The 17,856-nt window shown below is 57.8% G+C and carries 15 protein-coding genes; 10 read left to right on the plus strand and 5 right to left on the minus strand.

Annotated features, from left to right (window positions below):
* Nucleotides 1–232 precede the first annotated feature (232 nt).
* Entirely contained in the window at nt 233–2,074 is a 1,842-nt protein-coding gene (locus tag ACP26L_RS09845) for an ABC transporter substrate-binding protein (RefSeq protein WP_426452356.1), read from the plus strand.
* Nucleotides 2,075–2,138: 64 nt separating this feature from the next.
* On the opposite strand, the gene ACP26L_RS09850 is transcribed toward ACP26L_RS09845, so the two are convergent.
* Nucleotides 2,139–2,819 carry a zinc metallopeptidase gene (locus ACP26L_RS09850; RefSeq protein WP_426452357.1) on the minus strand — a complete coding sequence of 227 codons (681 nt, stop codon included), beginning with the start codon at nt 2,817–2,819 and terminating at the stop codon, nt 2,139–2,141.
* Between the two features lie 39 nt (nt 2,820–2,858).
* Nucleotides 2,859–3,290 carry a MerR family transcriptional regulator gene (locus ACP26L_RS09855; RefSeq protein ID WP_426452358.1) on the minus strand — a complete coding sequence of 144 codons (432 nt, stop codon included), beginning with the start codon at nt 3,288–3,290 and terminating at the stop codon, nt 2,859–2,861.
* A gap of 396 nt (nt 3,291–3,686) precedes the next feature.
* Between ACP26L_RS09855 and ACP26L_RS09860 the strand changes: the two genes are divergently transcribed.
* From ACP26L_RS09860 to ACP26L_RS09870, 3 genes are read left to right on the plus strand one after another with little or no spacing between them, the layout of a single operon-like run.
* Nucleotides 3,687–5,078: an ammonium transporter gene (locus ACP26L_RS09860; protein WP_426452359.1), complete on the plus strand. Its 1,392-nt coding sequence runs from the start codon at nt 3,687–3,689 to the stop codon at nt 5,076–5,078.
* Nucleotides 5,079–5,111: 33 nt separating this feature from the next.
* Nucleotides 5,112–6,191 carry a DUF294 nucleotidyltransferase-like domain-containing protein gene (locus tag ACP26L_RS09865; protein ID WP_426452360.1) on the plus strand — a complete coding sequence of 360 codons (1,080 nt, stop codon included), beginning with the start codon at nt 5,112–5,114 and terminating at the stop codon, nt 6,189–6,191.
* A 46-nt stretch (nt 6,192–6,237) separates the two neighbouring features.
* Entirely contained in the window at nt 6,238–6,975 is a 738-nt protein-coding gene (locus tag ACP26L_RS09870) for an exonuclease domain-containing protein (protein ID WP_426452361.1), read from the plus strand.
* Between the two features lie 49 nt (nt 6,976–7,024).
* On the opposite strand, the gene ACP26L_RS09875 is transcribed toward ACP26L_RS09870, so the two are convergent.
* Nucleotides 7,025–7,468 (minus strand): M67 family metallopeptidase, encoded by a 444-nt coding sequence (locus tag ACP26L_RS09875; RefSeq protein WP_426452362.1) that lies wholly within the window; start codon nt 7,466–7,468, stop codon nt 7,025–7,027.
* Between the two features lie 122 nt (nt 7,469–7,590).
* Entirely contained in the window at nt 7,591–8,907 is a 1,317-nt protein-coding gene (locus tag ACP26L_RS09880; protein WP_426452363.1) for an MFS transporter, read from the minus strand.
* 202 nt (nt 8,908–9,109) lie between these two features.
* Between ACP26L_RS09880 and ACP26L_RS09885 the strand changes: the two genes are divergently transcribed.
* A complete protein-coding gene (locus tag ACP26L_RS09885) occupies nt 9,110–9,670 on the plus strand; it encodes a TlpA family protein disulfide reductase (protein WP_426452364.1) in 561 nt (186 codons plus the stop codon).
* 200 nt (nt 9,671–9,870) lie between these two features.
* Here the strand turns inward: ACP26L_RS09885 and cimA are convergent, their stop codons facing one another.
* A complete protein-coding gene (cimA, locus tag ACP26L_RS09890; RefSeq protein WP_426454878.1) occupies nt 9,871–11,490 on the minus strand; it encodes a citramalate synthase in 1,620 nt (539 codons plus the stop codon).
* 193 nt (nt 11,491–11,683) lie between these two features.
* On the opposite strand from cimA, the gene ACP26L_RS09895 reads away from it, so the two are divergent.
* From ACP26L_RS09895 to ACP26L_RS09915, 5 genes are all read left to right on the plus strand, one after another.
* Nucleotides 11,684–13,006, plus strand: coding sequence for a DNA polymerase IV (locus tag ACP26L_RS09895; protein WP_426452365.1), 1,323 nt, complete (start codon nt 11,684–11,686; stop codon nt 13,004–13,006).
* Nucleotides 13,003–13,518 carry a molybdopterin-guanine dinucleotide biosynthesis protein B gene (gene mobB / locus ACP26L_RS09900; RefSeq protein WP_426452366.1) on the plus strand — a complete coding sequence of 172 codons (516 nt, stop codon included), beginning with the start codon at nt 13,003–13,005 and terminating at the stop codon, nt 13,516–13,518. The genes ACP26L_RS09895 and mobB overlap by 4 nt, the downstream gene beginning before the upstream one ends.
* A 149-nt stretch (nt 13,519–13,667) precedes the next feature.
* On the plus strand, nt 13,668–13,901 hold the full coding sequence (locus tag ACP26L_RS09905; RefSeq protein WP_426452367.1) for a ferredoxin: 234 nt from the start codon (nt 13,668–13,670) through the stop codon (nt 13,899–13,901).
* A 144-nt stretch (nt 13,902–14,045) separates the two neighbouring features.
* Nucleotides 14,046–15,875 (plus strand): CHASE2 domain-containing protein, encoded by a 1,830-nt coding sequence (locus tag ACP26L_RS09910; protein ID WP_426452368.1) that lies wholly within the window; start codon nt 14,046–14,048, stop codon nt 15,873–15,875.
* A gap of 124 nt (nt 15,876–15,999) precedes the next feature.
* Nucleotides 16,000–17,832, plus strand: a complete 1,833-nt coding sequence (locus tag ACP26L_RS09915; RefSeq protein WP_426452369.1) for a FecR domain-containing protein — start codon at nt 16,000–16,002, stop codon at nt 17,830–17,832.
* Nucleotides 17,833–17,856: the final 24 nt, after the last annotated feature.

Below are 17,856 nucleotides of genomic sequence, written 5' to 3' on the forward strand. Positions count from 1 at the left end.
CTCCCCCCGCACCGACCAGCCAATCCATTAACGGCAGCCGGTGCAGGCGGAGCTCTTTTGCTTTAACGCGAACCTCTCTCTGATGGTCTTTCATTAGCATTTCCAGGTCAAAGTGATTCATATTGCCACGCTCCCCTCTTTCTTTTCATTATATCTTGCGAAAGGTGAATAAAAAGTGTAAGGTAATTTCTAATCCTTCATCTTTTAAATGCCAAAGAGGAGGCGGAGCGGCATGCTGGACTACTATTACCTGAAACTGCATGAAAGGTTTTCGGAGAAAGAGCGGGAAGAGGGGTTCGAGGTGACCCTGCCGGAGCTTACGGAGCTGTTCCAATGCTCGGGGCGCAATGTGAATCTCGTGCTGAAGCGCCTGGAGGCGCTGGAGTGGATCCGGTACATGCCGGGACGGGGAAGGGGACACCGTTCCAAGCTCACGCTGCTGATTCCGGGTGAGTCGGTAGCGCTGGAGACGGCGCAGGATTATGTGCGCAAGGGCGACATTCAGCAGGCCTTCACTTATCTGGAGGAGCTGTCACACCTGCCGGAGGTTAAGGACCAATTCGTATATTGGCTCGACACCCAGTTCGGTTTCCGGCCCGACCGGAAGAATGACCGGCAGACCGACACCCTCCGGTTGCCTTACAGCAAGCGGATTGCCTGCCTGGATCCGGCCCATCTGGATTATCTTGTGGAATGTCACATCGTGGAACAGGTCTTCGATATGATGGTGCGCTACCGGGAGGATACGGATACGTATGAAGGCGGATTGGCCCATCACTGGACCCTATCGAAGGATGAGAAGGAGTGGCTCTTTTATCTGCGCAAAGGGGTCTACTTTCACCACGGCCGTGAGATGACATCGGAAGACGTCAAGTTCACGTTAGAACGGATCCAAAGCGAGGAGCTGCGTTCTCCATTCCGCTGGCTGTTCGCAGATGTGCAGGAGGTGCAGTGTGTTGACCGCTATATGGTGCGAATCCGCTTGAAGCGGGCCAATCCGCTGTTCCTTCAGCATCTGAGCTACAACCGGGCTTCCATTGTGCCCTATGATGCCGTTACCGAGATGGGCGAGCGGTTCGAACGGACGCCGGTCGGCACAGGCGCGTTCAAGGTAGTTCAGCACGATGCGAATATGCTCGTTCTCGAAGCGTTCGGGCGCTATTATGAACGCAGAGCGCATCTGGACCGGATCGAAATCTGGTATACACCGGAGCTGCTTCGCAAAGCGAGCCAGCTGGAGTCGATGTGCTACAGCATGCGGTATGAGTGTTCGATTGAAGGCGGTGAAACACCGAAGGGGTGGAAATCCATCGAGAAGACCGGCCGCGACTGCAGCTTCCTCACCTTCAATCTCGGGATGCCGGGGCCGCAGCATTCGCTCGCTTTCCGCAAAGCCGTGCAGCATGCCATCGACCGTCGGCTGCTGATTCCGAAGGATGAGGAAGGCGACCGGACCTATGCGAAGTGGTTCTACGAAGACGGGCAGGAGTACAGCGATACGGATGAGCATTACGATCCGATCCTGGCGAGGCGCTTCTTAAGCGAGAGCGGGTATGCGGGGGAGGTGCTTCTTCTCAGCTACCATAACGCTCACGGCGAGATGTGCAGCATCCAGGAACAGCTGGAGAATATTGGGATTCGGACGGAGCTCGTGCAGCGGCGTGCGTCCTGCTCGGTTGAAGCCAGGGTGCGCGATGCGCATTTGTGGTTCCATCGCAATATTATGGATGAGCAGCCGGAATTGTCGATCATCGAGCTCTTCTTGGCGGAGAACAGCGTCGTGCGTCTGCATCTCGGCGAAGAACTGAGGAGCGGGGCGGATTGGCTGATCGAACGGCTGTATCAGGAGAGCTCCAAAGGGACGCGCAGAGCCTATCTGGAACGTCTGAGGACTTTGGTGACGGAGCAGGCCAGCGTCGTGTTCCTGTTCCAGCATACGCAGCGAACGATTTTTCACCCCTCCCTCAAGAACGTCTCGCTCGGCTCCCTCGGCTGGGTCCGCTTCCGCGATCTGTGGTTTGAGCCGGCCCATGCGCTGGATGGGGAAGAGCAGGAGGATCTGCAGCAGGCATGAGAGGCATCACAAAAAAAGCCCGGACTTCCCTTGAAGGGATTCCGGGCTTTCGCATGTTCATCGATTAGTCGTCGGAGCGGTTGAAGATCCAGATGTACTCCAGGAGCTGCAGGAGGGACACCAGGGCTGCCGCTACATAAGTCAAGGCCGCCGCATTCAGTACCTTAGCGACGCCGGGCTCCTCGTCGTTGCGGATGAAGCCGGAGGAGACCATGATGTCGCGGGCTCTGGAGGAAGCGTTGAATTCCACCGGCAGCGTGATCAGCTGGAAGGCCACCGCGGCGCTGAAGAGAATGATCCCCAGCAGAATCAGACCAGTGAGCTTGAAGAGAAAACCGCCGATGAGCAGAAACGGTGTGATCCCCGACGAGAAATTCACGACTGGGAAAATCTTATGTCTGGCGACGAGCATCGGGTAGCTGACCTTGTGCTGGATGGCGTGGCCGACTTCATGGGCCGCGACGGAGACGGCGGAGATGGAGCGCTCGTAGTATACGGGCTCGGACAGCCGCACAACCCGGGCGATGGGGTCGTAGTGGTCGGTCAATGCGCCCCGCACCGCTTCAACCGGAACGTCGTGCAGTCCGTTCTCGTCGAGAATGCGTCTTGCCACATCGTAGCCGGTCAAGCCTGAAGCTACGGGAACATCGGACCACTTGTTGAAGGTGCCCTTGACCCGGAAACTGGCCCAGATGCTTAAACCGACTGCTGCAAGAATAAGTATGGTCCATGGTGTAAACAGCATGTTTTGACACTCCATTTCTTCATAGGATCTTATGAGAATCTACGAAAAGGGTCCCTTACCCAGAAGCAGCAGGAGCGCTTCGATGCAGGCAGCCGTCGGCTGATTGAGCATCTTATGAAGCTTCTTGAGCTGGGACGGCTTGAGCTTCTCGAGCATCGGACCGACTTCCTTGGCCTCTTTCTCGAGCTGCTTCAGAAGAAGCTGCAGAGATGTCAGTTTATCTGTCACCATCTCATCCTTGCTTACCTTGCCCAGCTGCTGAAGGCTCGCTTTGATTTCCTCTAAGGTATACTTCTCCCTCTTCATGGATTCAATACGTTTGAGTCGGGTTAAGGTTTCATCGCTATAGAGCCTGTAATTCGTGTCAGAGCGGGTTTCGGGATCGATCAGGCCCAGCTTGGTATAATAGTCGATCGTTCTGGGGCTGACCTCCGATAAGCGTGCCAGCTCACCGATTTTGTAAAGCTTCATATCCCCATCTTCCTTCACCTCATTTAATATGTATGGATTGGACGCAGCGGGACGGGAACGAGAATGCCGTTCTTCAATTCAATGATAACTGAATCCAAACCATACAGTCAAACGTTATGCTTACCTCCTTATTATCCGTGGGTCCGGGCGGCGAATCATCTCCTATAATCTGGAACAAATTCAGGGGCACGAACCGGGATGTTACGTTTCTTAAAGTTCAACTCCTAATATATGGACAAGAAAACCGAATTATGACTATGGGATGTCAGGTTATTTTTCGTTTTTATCGTTTCTTTACCGAAAAACCTATTGCCAAACGAAAGGTCGGCCTATATAATGACAATAAGAATTTCAAGTGGTGTTATATAAACTAACATTAAAAAGGAAGTGGTCGGTTTGTTGAAGAAGTTGCTCTTATCCACGGGTCTTATGTCAGTTATGTTGCCGACAGCCATGGCTTTTGCCGCGGAAGATGCAACGCCCTCTCAGCTTCAAGGAGCGGTAGATGCGGTCTGGGTCATGCTGGCCGCCATCCTTGTTATTTTCATGCAGGCGGGCTTCGCACTGCTTGAGGCAGGTTCCACACGCATGAAGAATGCGGGGCACGTTGCCGGCAAGACCATTCTCACCTTCGGGATCTGTGCCATTGCCTTCTGGGCTGTAGGGTTCGGATTGGCTTTCGGTGACGGCAACAGCATCATCGGGATGACGGGCTTCTTCGTGGACGGGTCGGAAGAACAGGCAGCAGCCGCATTCGGCTCCCTGTCCTACTCCGACGTGCCGATCGGCATCAAGTTCCTGTTCCAGCTCGCTTTCGCCGGCGTATCGCTAGCCATCGCCTTCGGCGGCTTCGCGGAACGCGCCAAGCTCTCCGTCTACTTCATCTTCAGTATCCTCTTCGTTATCTTCATCTATCCTGTGGCGGCTCACTGGATTTGGGGCGGCGGCTGGCTCGCCGGCCACGGCAAGCAGGACTTTGCCGGATCGACGGTCGTTCACCTTCAAGGCGCTACGGCGGCTCTGGTGGCCACACTGATGCTCAAACCGCGAATCGGCAAGTATAATAAGGATAAAACTCCGAATCTCATTCCAGGTCACAACCAGGTTCTCTCGGTTCTCGGCGTGATCATTCTCTGGATCGGCTGGTTCGGCTTTAACCCAGGCTCCACACTCAGCGCTATGGGCGACGGCTTCTTCGGATACATCGCCATGACGACGAACCTGGCAGCTGCAGCCGGCGGAGTAGCCGCTATCGTCGTCGCATGGATTTATTTTGGAAAAGCCGACATCCCGAGCATGCTGAACGGCGTACTGGCGGCACTCGTTGCCATCACGGCCTCCTGCGCTTTCGTTTCCGTAAGAGATGCGATCATCATCGGTGCTGTGGCAGGGATTCTGACATTCTTCACGGCGCAGTGGTTCGAGAAAGCGGGCATCGACGATCCGATCTATGCCTTCTCCGTGCACGGGATTGCCGGGATCTGGGGGACGCTGGCCAACGGGATCTTCGCAAAGCCTGAGCTCGTAGAGAAAGTGGGTATCGGCAAGCCGGGTCTGCTGTACGGCGGCGGTCTCGAGCAGCTTGGCGTTCAGGCCCTGGGAATCTTCACCACCTTCGTATTCGTTCTTATCGCATCCTTCGTTATTCTGTACATCCTGAAGATCACGATCGGTCTGCGGGTAACGGAAGAGGAAGAAGTGGTCGGTCTCGACCTGTCCGAGCACGGTTCCTACGGCTATCCTGAGCAGATGAAGAAGGCGGCCGGAGGCCATTCGGTCGGCATCTAAGGCATCATTACAACTATAGAAGGGGATGTCGTCATGGAACGTCTCTCATTGGATCAGATCTGCAAGGAAGCGGCGGCCGCGCGGGATGTGCCGGAGCTGCGGGCCTTTCGGGATCGAATGCATGGGGAGTTCGGGCGGCATCTCCTTTTTGCAAGCCCGCTGGAGTGGAACCGGGACGCGAACCGCTTCCATGATACGGTGATCAGCCGGGTCATCGAGCTCTCCGAGCAGGAATACCAGTCAGTGAACGGAGCGGCCCCGCTGCCCTTCGCCTTCCTGCTCTTCGGCAGCGGAGGCCGGGGAGAACAGACGCTGTGGAGCGATCAGGATAACGGACTGGTCTACCAGGATCCCGGGACGCCGGAGGAGGAGGTCGAGGCCGAAGCCTACTTCAAAGGGCTGGCGGAGCGGATCTCCCACAGCCTGGAGCTGGTGGGCTATCCGCCCTGCAGCGGCAATGTCATCTGCACGAACGCCAAGTGGCGCAAGAGCGTTACGGCCTACCGACACACAATCGCGGGCTGGCTGCGGGAGCCCGACTGGGAGAACGTCAGGTACCTGCTGATTGCGGCTGATCTGCGTACGGTGTATGGGGATCCTGCTTTGGGTGAAGCCGTGGCCGAAGTATTCCATTCCTATGTGACGGCTCATCCTTCCATGCTAGAGCATCTGCTGCACAATACCCTGCATCACAAGGTGTCGCTGGGCATCTTCGGCCAGCTCATCAAAGAAAGGTATGGGGAGGATGCGGGCGGAGTGGATGTCAAATACGGCGCGTATATCCCCATCGTCAACGGAATCCGGCTGCTTGCCATTGAGGCGGGCATCCGGTGCACGTCGACGGAAGAGAGGACGCTTGCCCTCATCCGGGAAGGGCATGTCGAGGAGGAGATCGGCCTCGATTGGCTGGAAGCCTTGAGTCTGGCATTCAAGCTCCGGTCCATGACGCCTTACCAGATGGTCGACGGCCGGTATACAACACGCGGCAAGCTGACCGCGGAGCAGCTCACCAAGGAACGAGTCTCAGAGCTGAAGCTGTGCCTCAGAATCGGGATCGAGCTGCAGAAATATGTCAAGAAAAGTGTGCAAAACGAGCTGGAGAAAGGCCATTAAAACGTGCAGGCAGGGCTTGCCGGCCCGGAAGGAGAGGTGAGTGTGCATGAAGGATATGAGGCCTGCAGGACGGATGTGGCATTTGTACAAGATGGGCGGATTGACACCTGCCCTTACGTCGATGTTCGATGTGCAGAGTGCGCAGCAGATGGCCTTCATCCGCTCGATTATGAAGGAACAGCGCAAAAATTCCCTGTATGAGATTCCGCTGGATACCGTGGAGTTGGTGGTCTTTGATCTCGAGACGACCGGATTCTCTCCCTATAACGGGGACGAGATCATCTCTTTCGGTGCGGTTACGGTTACCGGGCGTTCGTTATCGGAGAAGGAAACGTTCTACTCCCTCGTGAATCCGAGGCGTACTATTCCCCGGGAAATTGAGGAACTGACCGGGATTACGAACGAGATGGTGACGGATGCGCCGGATCTCCTGCATGCGCTTCGGGGGTTCTTGGAATTTGTGCAGCAGAAGGTACTCGTAGCCCACGGCTCGGGACATGACAAACATTTTTTGAACTCGGCACTGTGGAAGACATCCAAGGTCAATCTGTCCCACCGGCTGCTCGATACGATGATGATTGCCAAATGGCTCAACCCAAGGCTCCCGGCATTCGACCTGGACACGCTGCTGGACTTGTACGGAGTCGAGGTGACCGTACGGCATCACGCCTTGGAAGATGCGCTGATGACCGCTGAGCTGTGGTGCAAGCTGATGCTTGAGGTGGAATCGCGCGGGATTCAGACGCTGGGGGAATTATACACACATTTAAGCCATACGAATTAAGACGAATCTTCGGTTTCCGGCTGAGCCGGCTCTGAAGATTTTTTTGTGTTTAAGGGGAATCGCCGCCTGTATCGGGGACGATGAGAAAAGGGAGCGGCTCGAATCGCTGAGTGCCCGTTGGATCTATGAAGTAGCGGTACACACCCGCAGTCGGTACGGAAGGGTTCTGAAGCGAGAGAATCCAGTGGCTGGGCAGGGTATGCCAGGAGGTTGACAGATCCCGCGGGGAAGGTATTGGAGCTGAGGCGGGATGGGTATGAACGATCCCGACGATGGACTGCCTCTGCTGCTCGGCGGCATGGAGGACAGGGATCAGCCCGGACGGGTCCATCTCAAATGTAATCCGCGGCTGCGGTGCAAGGTTGGCGACCGGATCGAACCGGTTAACCGTCCATAATCCCTCAGAGGTGCGGAACCCGGATAAGACTCCGCAGGCCTCCTCAGGGAGGAGGGAGAGGCCGTAACGGACCATCTCCCGATAGATGCTTTCCAAGATTGCAATAGCAGGTGCCGTCATACGCTCCAACCGCCTTTTTGGATCCGAATTCCCAGCCTGTTGTCATGTAAGGCTATTATACCTCCAACAGGAGCTTCCAGCCAAAAGGGTTCCGGGGGCTACCCCTTGATATGGGCGGGAGGTTTGATCAGGAAGAACACGAGGGCAAGAGCGAGAACGGCTAGGGAGGTGACGACGATGAACACCAGGCTGTGGGACTTGTCCATCATCCACCCGAACAGCGGCGGGCCGAAGGCTACCCCGAGAAACCGCAGGGAGGAATACAGCGAAGTGATGACCCCGCGCTGCTCCCGCTCGACAGAGCCTGTAATCATCGTGTTCAGACAGGGCAGCAGCAGACCTGTTCCGACCGAGCTGAGGGTCAGCAGGCTGATGAAAATATAGAAGTTTCCATCAAAGAACAAGGTGCAGAGGCCCAGTGCGATGGACATGATGGCCAATCCGACATTCATCAGGATCCGCATCAGCCGCCCGTTCTTCTTAATGAGGGACCCCGTCGTATACGAGGTAATGACGAGTCCCAGCAGCGGGATGGCGAGCACCATACCCTTGCGGACGCCCTCAATGCTGTGTGGTGCTTCCTCGAGGATGTCCGAGAGATAGAACAGGACCCCGAACAGCACGAACAAGGCAAGGGAGCCGGCGAAGAAAGCCGGAATCATCCAACGCCCTTTCTCTTTCAGCACCTTCCCGACGCCTCGGACATAGACGCCGAGCTTCGGGGGCTTTTTCGTCTTCTCGGGTTCCTTCAGCACGAACATCACCAGCAGGAGAGAGATCAGGCAGAACACCGGAAATGCAAAAAAAGCGGCGTACCAGACGATCAGCGCGAACAGGGAGCCGAGAATCGGCGAGACGACCTTGCCGGCGCCGTTGGAGGCTTCCGTGAGACCAAGCGCTTTACTCTCCGTGCCGGACTTGTACAGGTCACCTGCCAAAGCCATCGCGATCGGAGCCGTACCTGCCGCCCCCAGGCCCTGTATGGCACGGGCGATGATGATGATCGTGTAGGAGTTCCATACGGCACCGAGACCGGCCAGCACCCCTGCCGCCCCATAGATAATGAGGGAAGGGATCATCACCCCTTTGCGCGAGAAACGGTCGGACAGATACCCGGAGATGGGGATGATGAGCCCCGCCGTTACGGAAAACAGCGTAATGACCAGCGAGCTCTGGAACTGGCTGATCCCGAGCCGTTCCTGCATGTCCGGAAGAATCGGTACGAGCATGGAGTTCCCGAGGACAAGAACCATCGGAACACTCGCAATGGCGACGAATTCCAGCAGATGGCCTTTGGCCGAGCCGCCTTCGGACTTTTTTTTCTTGGGCTTGGCGTCATGGGGCTTCGCTTCCTGTCCGGCTGCCATATCGCTGTCAAAGGAAATTTGCAGCCGTTTGGATTTTGCCTTTTCCATTCCACTTTTACCTCCTGACCACAGGGATTCATTCTTATGGTAAGGTTACTATTCCCGTGAACGAAGGGCTTCATCCTCTGCCCAGACAATTCCCGCCCCGGCCTCATTCGCCCTCCTGTAGGAGAACGGAACGTAAGGTTTGCCCTACTGTTGGCAATACTTCAGGAATGACCAACCATCGGGAGACGAAGGGAATGAGCACATGAGAAGAAAATATGCCGGCATGCTGGTGCTGATTGTGCTGCTGACGGCGGCGGCCCTGTATCAAGTGCAGGGGAAGGAAGCGGTCCGGAGCCAGCCTGTGTTTGCAGCGGCCTCCAAGTCGGGCAGGGTCATGCCCGGTCAGCCTGCGCCTGCCCTGCGGCTGGCCGGAATGCGCGGAGGGGAGTACGCTGTAGGAGGAGAGCGGAGCAAGCCGCTTCTGCTCAACTTCTGGGCTTCGTGGTGCGGCCCCTGCCATGAGGAAGCGCCCGATCTTCAGGCAGTGTACGCCAAGTACGAGGATCAGGTGGACTTCTATGGGGTGAATGTGACAAGGGAGGACAGTCTGGAGGAGGCCAGGGCATTCGTGAAGAAGTACGGCTTCACCTTCCCGGTGCTGCTGGACACGGAAGGAACGGCTGCCGACGCTTACCGGCTGCGTTTCGTGCCTTCGAGCTATCTCATTGACCGTAAGGGGAATCTCGTGGAGGTCATTCACTTACTGCCGGCGGCCCAGCTCGAGGCGAAGATCCGTAGTCTGATCGGAGCGCAGGGGGCTTAATGCCCTCCGGCTCGAGGGGCAGCGCAGCAGGGCATGATTTGGATGCGATGAAGTGGCGCCAATGAAGTGATACACAAAAAGCCGCAGGCCTCGGCATCGAGAACTGCGGCTGTGGGTGTTGTGACGTGTGCGATGCGGAGGCTAAATGTGCTGTCTCCGCATCGTACGCATGTAATCGGCTGAGCTGAGCGCAGCGGCTGTTAGTGGTTCACAATGCCGAGCGGCTCGCGCTGCTCCAGGGTGCGGATCTCGGCGGGGGTCTGGTTCAGCAGCGCATACCGGATGCTGTCCGCCAGTGCCTCCCAGCTCGCTTCGATGATATTCTCGGATACGCCCACGGTACTCCATGAGCTCTGGAAGTCCGAGGATTCGACGAGGACGCGGACCTTGGCTGCGGTGGTATCTTTGTCGTCCAGCACACGGACCTTGTAGTCCGCCAGATGCATGTTCTGGATGGCCGGGTAGTGCCGCTCGAGACACTTGCGGAGCGCGTTGTCGAGTGCGTTGACCGGACCGTTGCCTTCGGCGGCATTATACACGCTCTCGCCGTGCACGCGCACCTTCACGATCGCTTCCGAGACGACCGGCTGATTCACCGTCTTGCCGACGATAATCTTGAACGACTCCAGCGTGAAGATTTCCTCCAGCTGGCCGTACGCGTTGCGAATCAGCAGCTCGAGCGTCGCATCAGCCCCCTCGAACTGATAGCCCTGGTGCTCCATGGACTTGATCTGTTCGATGAGCGCCTTCGTCTGCGCATTGCCCGTATCGAAGTCGAGTCCGAGCTCCTGCGCCTTGAACACGAGGTTGCTCTGGCCGGCCAGCTCGGATACCAAGACCCGCTGCTTGTTGCCGACAAGCTCTGGCTTGATATGCTCGTACGTGCTCGAATCGCGCAGGATCGCCGACACGTGAATTCCGCCTTTATGAGCAAATGCGGCCGTTCCGACGTAAGGCTGGTTGATCGGCATGTGCATGTTGGCGATCTCGCTGACATACCGGGCGACACTCGTCAGCGACGCCAGCTGCTCCTCGCTGATCACATCGTAGTTCAGCTTGAGCTGCAGGTTCGGGATGATCGAGACGAGATTGGCGTTGCCGCAGCGCTCGCCGTAGCCGTTGATCGTTCCCTGGACCTGGGTGGCACCGGCCATAACAGCAGCGAGGGAATTCGCCACGCCCAGCTCACAGTCGTTGTGAGCGTGAATGCCGATGGGACAGGAGACGCGGGTGCGCACATCGGTGACGATGGCCGATACCTCATGCGGCAGGGTGCCGCCATTCGTGTCGCACAGAGCGATCCAGTCCGCGCCGGCTTCCTCCGCCTTGCGGATGGTCGCGATCGCATATTCCGGATTGCTCTTGTAGCCGTCGAAGAAGTGCTCGGCGTCATAGATCACTTCCAGCCCGCGGCTCTTCAGAAAGCGGACGGAATCGTAGATCATCGCCAGATTCTCTTCGAGCGTCGTCTGGATCGCCGTGTGGACCTGGAAGTCCCACGATTTGCCGAAGATGGCGGCCGCCTTGACACCGACTTCGAGCAGCCGGTTCAGGTTCGGGTCGTCCTCGGCCAGCGTGCCTTTGCGGCGGGTGCTGCCGAAGGCTGTAACTTTGGCATGCTTCAGGTTCAGCTCGCCGACGCGCAGGAAAAACTCTATATCTTTATTGTTGCTGCCGGGCCAGCCCCCTTCGATGTAGGAGACACCCAAGCTGTCCAGCTTCTGTGCTATCTTGAGCTTGTCCTCAACGGAAAGACTGACGCCTTCCCCTTGTGTTCCGTCCCGCAGGGTAGTATCAAAAATTTTCACCGTGCTCACTATCGTCTTCCTCCTGTTTCGGCAGCTTTCATGCTTTTGGGCTTTAGTAGGCAAAATAGATTTGCATAATTATAGCATATGAGCCTGCAGTCCAGCTATGCTCTTTTCAATGAAATTAGTACTCCGATCGGAAAAGGCACAAGTCTTGCCTGTTCCGGAAGAGAGCGGTATGCTGATACCAAAGGGAGGTGGGACGATGGATGTTACCGGAGCGGACAAGGGCGGGGGCCCGTCAAACGGCTACCCGGCGAAGGGGAGGGTCATTCTACATATAGATATGAACGCCTTCTACTGCTCAGTGCACGAAGCGGTGGAGCCTGATAAATATAAGGATAAGCCGACCGCGGTCGCCGGCAGCGTCGAGCTCCGGCACGGGATCGTCGTCACCTCCTCCTACCGTGCGAGAGCCAAGGGAGTCAAGACAGGCATGCAGGTGAGGGAAGCGCTGAAGGTCTGCCCGGATCTCATCCTGATCCAGCCGGACTTCGATCTCTACCGCCGCTTCTCCCGGGCGTTCATGAAGATCGCTTACGCCTATTCTCCTCTGGTGCAGGCCGTCTCGATCGACGAATGCTATGTGGATATCACCGGGTCCAAAATTTTCGGTACGCCGCTTGAGATTGCGGACAGCATCCAGCAGCGGATCCGCATCGAGCTCCTGCTGCCCTGCTCGATCGGGGTGGCGCCGAACAAGCTGCTGGCGAAGATGGCCTCCGACATGTTGAAGCCGAACGGTATCTCGGTGCTGCGCAAGCGGGATGTGCCTAACGTGCTGTGGCCGATGCCGTGCGGCCAGCTCTACGGCATCGGCAGGAAGACGGCGGAGAAGCTGAAGCGGCTGCAGATCCATACACTGGGCGAGCTGGCCGCCGCCGACGAGCATCTGCTCGTATCGAAGTTCGGCGTGATGGGAGCGGCGCTCAAGCGGGCGGCGAACGGGGAAGACGATGCGCCGGTGAATCCGGACAGCGAACAGAGCAAGTCGATCGGACATACGACAACCCTGCCGGTGAACTACAAGGACCGAACGGAGATTCACCGTGTGTTCCTGAACCTCTCGGACCAGGTGGGGCGGCGTCTGCGGAAGCAGGGGCTGATGGCGGGAACGGTGCAGATCACGATACGCGATCCCGACATGAAGACGATCACCCGGGCGATGAAGCTCAAGGAACCGACGGAGCAGACGGATGAATTCTACCGTGCCGCCTGTATCCTCTTCGACAAGCATTGGCCGGAAGGCAGCGAGGTGCGGCTGCTCGGCGTGACACTGCAGAGCCTGACAGCCCGCAGTGAGGCGGCGGTGCAGCTGGACCTCTTCAGCTACCAGCAGCAGCCGGCCAAGGATAAGCTGACGAAGGTGATGGACGTGCTGCGGGACAAGTTCGGGGAAGGGGCCGTACTCACCGCCGGGATGCTCGGCGACGACCCGTCCGCGCTCATCCGCAACGCGAAGCGGCGGGGGACCTCGCTGCAGATGGATCACCTGAAGCTGCGGGCACTGAAGGAGGAAGATTCATGAGCATGACCGTAATCGGGCTGGCCGGCTGGTCGGACAGCGGCAAGACGACGCTGCTGGTGAAACTTGCCGGGGTGCTGGAAGAGCAGGGGGTGAGGGTGGCGGTCATAAAACACGACGCCCACGGACATTATAAGGAAGCCGATGGAGCGGATTCCACGCGCTTTGCGGCGGCCGGTGCCTCGGCTGTCGTCGTCGTTTCGCCGGAAGCGGTCCGGACCTACGAACGGCGGTGGAGCGGGCTGGGGGAGACGCTCGAAGCCCTGCGCGCCGGCGGCCGCTATAGTCTGGTGCTCGTCGAAGGCTTCAAGAAAGAGAACCATGACAAGATTGCGGTGTTCCGGACGGCGGAGCAGGCGGGCATCCTGTCGGTGCTGCCGCGCGCGCCCATCGCCTGGGTTACGCCGGATGAGGGGGCAGCGGGGAACCGTCCGGAAGGACTCCCGGTGTTTCACCCTGATGATGTGCCGGGCATCGCCGAGTGGATCCGCCAGAGGATGGATAAACAGGAATAATCTGCACCGAACGGTCTATCCGCATGTCCTTGTAATAGCCCTTATAAGCTGACCTTATCACCCCGGCCGCATACTTTCTATTTGAACTTTGGCGTTTTTTATATTATATTCTAGGATGAGGTTACACATTTGGAGGAGGAAGAATAATCATGGCAAAATACACAATCGTGGATAAAGAAACCTGTATCGCGTGCGGCGCTTGCGGCGCTACGGCACCAGACATTTACGACTACGACGATGAGGGTCTGGCTGAAGTCATCTACGAAGCGGACGGCAACAAAGGCGTAACGGAAATTCCGGACGACCTGTACGACGATCTGCAGGACGCTCAAGATGGCTGCCCTACCGACTCCATCAAAGTAGCTGACACGCCGTTCAACTAATCGGTCTGCACGACCTGGACATATCATCGAAGATCGGCCTGTTCCCTTTCAGGGGACAGGCTTTTTTTCGCTGCCCAGGGCTGACGGATGTGTTACTATAAATTACACCAAAACGATAAGGAACTTTCACCAGGGGGCGTCACTATGAAACGACAATGGAGCAAAGCGGGGGTCATCGCGGCAGGCAATTCGTTGATTCTGCTGCTCTGCTTTGCGCTGCTCCTTACAGACTCGCTGAAGGTGGTCTCGAACCAGCTCTATGACTTTAATATGAAGGCCACGATGTCGGGAGAGCCTCACGAGGATATTCTGGTAGTGGCCATTGATACGAAGTCGATCAAGGAAATTGGGCCATATCCATGGGACCGCACCGTATACGCCGATCTCATCGAACGTCTGGAGAGCGGGGGGGCGAAGGTGATCGCCTTCGACATCGAGCTGTATACGGACAGCAGCAGCGGAGGGGACGGGAGGCTGGCGGAGGTGCTCGCGAGGCATGACAACATCATCCTGCCGTCGCACGGCGATGTGGAAGGGCGGCTCCAGCGTTCTACGCTGATCCGGGAAGGGGAGCCGCTGCGGGCCGAAGGGGTCATCGACCCCATACCGGCCTTCCGTAAGGTCTGGAACCGGGCGCATATCAATGCGGCGTTCGACGATACGGACGGCGCCATCCGCTCGAATTGGATGACGATCGAGACCCCGCAGGGAATTTATCCGTCCCTGGCGCTCGCAGCGGCCGGCTTGGCCGGTGCGGACGTAAGCCGGTACCTCGATCCGCCCCAGCTGGAGGGCAAGCCCAAAGGCGAGGCGCTTATCCGGTGGAACGCCGGGGAGTACGACTTCGAGACGATTCCGATATCCAGCATCATCAAGGGGGCGATCCCGCCCGGGGTGTTCAAGGACCGGATCATTCTCGTCGGCTATACGGCTCCCGGCTCCGATGAAGGCATTACCCCGATCGAGAAGCACATGCATCTCGTCTATGCTCACGCGAACCTGCTCAATCAGGTTCTGGCGGGGGAGCTGATCGTGCCGGTTCGCAGGGGGATCGATCTCGCTCTGGCGGTCTTCGTGATGCTGGTGCTCGGTCTCATGACCTGGAGGATGAGGGAGATCGGCGGGGCGCTGGTTGCTCTCGGCGTCTTCCTCGCGCTGCTGGCCGGCCAGTATGCGCTCTTCGCCGCAAGCGGCCAGTATCTGGATGTGATGGCCGCTCTGGCCTGCGGCCTGCTCACCTATCTCGGCAATCTCGCGATGAAGACCTATTTCGAGTCGAAGCAGAGGCAGTACATCACCCGGCAGTTCGGCCGGTATATCTCCCCGGATCTGGTCCGCGAGATCGCCCGCAGCGAGCAGGAGATCCAGCTGGGAGGCATCTCGAAGGAGCTGACGGTGCTCTTCCTCGACGTTCGGGGCTTCACGCCGCTGTCGGAGAAGCTGAAACCCGAGGAGGTCGTCGATTTTCTCATTATGATGTTCGACCTGATTACAGCGCGGGCACTCGGCAATGGGGGGACGATCGACAAATTCATCGGGGACGCGGCCATGATCCTGTTCAACGCGCCCCTGGATGTGCCGGATCACCCTTACCGGGCCGTGAAGACGGCCTGCGAGATTCAGGAAGGCATGAGGAAGGTGCACAAAGAGGTCTATAAAAAGTACGGCGTCGATATCGCCGTAGGCATTGGCATACACAGCGGTGAAGTCGTCGTAGGCAATATCGGCTCCTACCTTCGGATGGACTATACGGCCATCGGGGATAACGTCAACACGGCCGCACGGATCGAATCCTCCGCGCAGCCAAACCAGATTCTCATCTCGGAGGCGACCTACCAGCGGACCGGCGATGCCTTCCGGTACCGTGATGCCGGAGAGAGGCTGATGAAAGGGAAGAGCCTGCCGCTGCGGCTCTATGAAGTACTGGGTGAAAACGAACACCCGGCAGGAGAAACCCCTCCGAAGGTTTCTTGAGTCGAGATGGATTCGACAACGTTTGACTGCAATCGCTATTTTTTGCGTTGATCTTTGGACGGCGTGCTTTTACAATGATAGCAATGATTTCTTGCGGCTGTGATGCAAGGAGAGGGGATTTCCAATGGGAGAGAGAGAAAAAGGGCGTTCCGGCCCGCGCCGGCTGCCGGCCGTACTGGCTCTGGCGCTGCTGTTCACGCTGCTGGCTTCCTTCGGGCCGGCGCTTCGGGCAGAGGCGGCATCGGAGCGCGCCGCCTATGTCGCCGAGGTGTCGGGACGGGTGACCTACAAGAAAGCGGGAGGCTCCAAAACGTTCCAGGTGTATAAGGATTTGAACCTGAACCAGGGGGATTATTTGTATACGGCGGCGGATTCGTACGTAATCCTGAAGGTGGGTGCGAACGAGGTGCAGTTTACCGTCGCCGCCAACACCGAAATCTATATCGCCGACCTGACGGAAGGGAACGGCAAGACGACCAGGGTGCAGTCCTGGGCGGGAAGCCTGTGGGCCAAGGTCAAATCCCTGGTGAGTTCCGAGGATGAGGTGGAGCTGGAGACACCTACGGCCGTCATGGGCGTGCGGGGGACTCATTTTGCGGTGCTCGTCGACCCGGCTACCGGGCACAGCGTGATGCTCGTCGGTTCAGGCCGGGTCAACACGGAGACCGTGCAGAGCCAAACGGACGGTACTCAGGAAGTGAAGTCCGCCATGGTATATCCGTCGCAGCAGATCGCCCTTGATCCGGATGGCGTGTCCGGCGATATCCGGACGCACGTCGAGTATGTGGATGTACAGGGGCTGGTCAAGATGGCTTCTCCCAAGGTGCTGGAGGCCATACTGCGGAACGTGCCCGACATTCAGAAAGAGAATGAGGCCATGAAGAAGAAGCTGCAGGAGCAGTTCGAGCAGGGAATGAGCAGGCCGCATCCCCAGTCCATCCTTCGGGTTGAGAACGCGGACGATCTTTCGAAGGTGCAGCAAAATTTCGATGCTTTTGTGTCCCAGATCGCCAAGGAGGCCGTGAACCAGAACAAGATCGATAAGAAGCTGATCGATGAGGTGAACCGGGAGATTTCCGATCCGGCGAAGAAGCTGGATATCGACAATCCGCCTCCGCTGGATAAGACGGCTGGTCTGGACCCGGCCATCCTGGAAGCGAAAAAAAGGGAGCTTCAAGAGCAAAACGAGGCCCTCCGTGAAGAAGAAAAGCGGATGCAGGAGGCCGAAACGGCGTTCGAGGCTGTCAGAAGGCAGATGGAGGCGAAAGCGAAAGAGCTCCAGGAAGCCAATCGGAAGGCTGAGCTGGAGCAGCAGCAGAAGGCGCAGGAACTGCTTCTCTCCCAGTTGGCCGAGAAGGAAAGAGCTGCATTCGAGGAGAACCGGAAGAAGAATGCTTCCGGCAGCGGCACGCCGGTCGTGGAGCCGGTACCGGACACAAGTTCCGGCTCGGACGGCAGCTCCGGCGGCGGCTCGACAGCCCTGCCGCAGGTGAAGCTGACCCAGGCGGCCTCCGCCGAACCGGGGATCGTCCGGCTCAGCCTCCAAATGGAAGGCTTCACGGAGGAGCTCCCCTTCTATGCGGTGGAAGCCCACGCTTCGATGGCTGCAGGAAAGCTGAACTATGACGGCACAGCCGACGGGAAGCTGGAGGACAAGCCGGGCACCGTCTTCGATGGGGAGCAGACGGCCGAGGTGCTGCGGCAGGCCGACGGCTCCGGGCTGAGCGAGCTCATCTACACGGGCACGCTCTTCCAGGGCAGCGGCCGAGAGGCTCCCGCACCGGTCAAGCTGAACGGAAGCCGCGTGACACTGGTGGAACTCCCGCTGCGAACGGAAGGGATGAAACCGGGGGAGACCACGCAGGTGGAGCTGTTCTACTTCAAGGTGCTGGACGCGTCAGGGAATATGGTCTATGAACTGAAGACCCCGATCACCCTGACGGTTACTGCTCCATAACATCATCAGGGAACGGGTTGGAGA

Origin of the sequence: Paenibacillus sp. S-38 (assembly GCF_049942825.1) — a bacterium.
Lineage (GTDB): Bacteria > Bacillota > Bacilli > Paenibacillales > NBRC-103111 > Paenibacillus_G.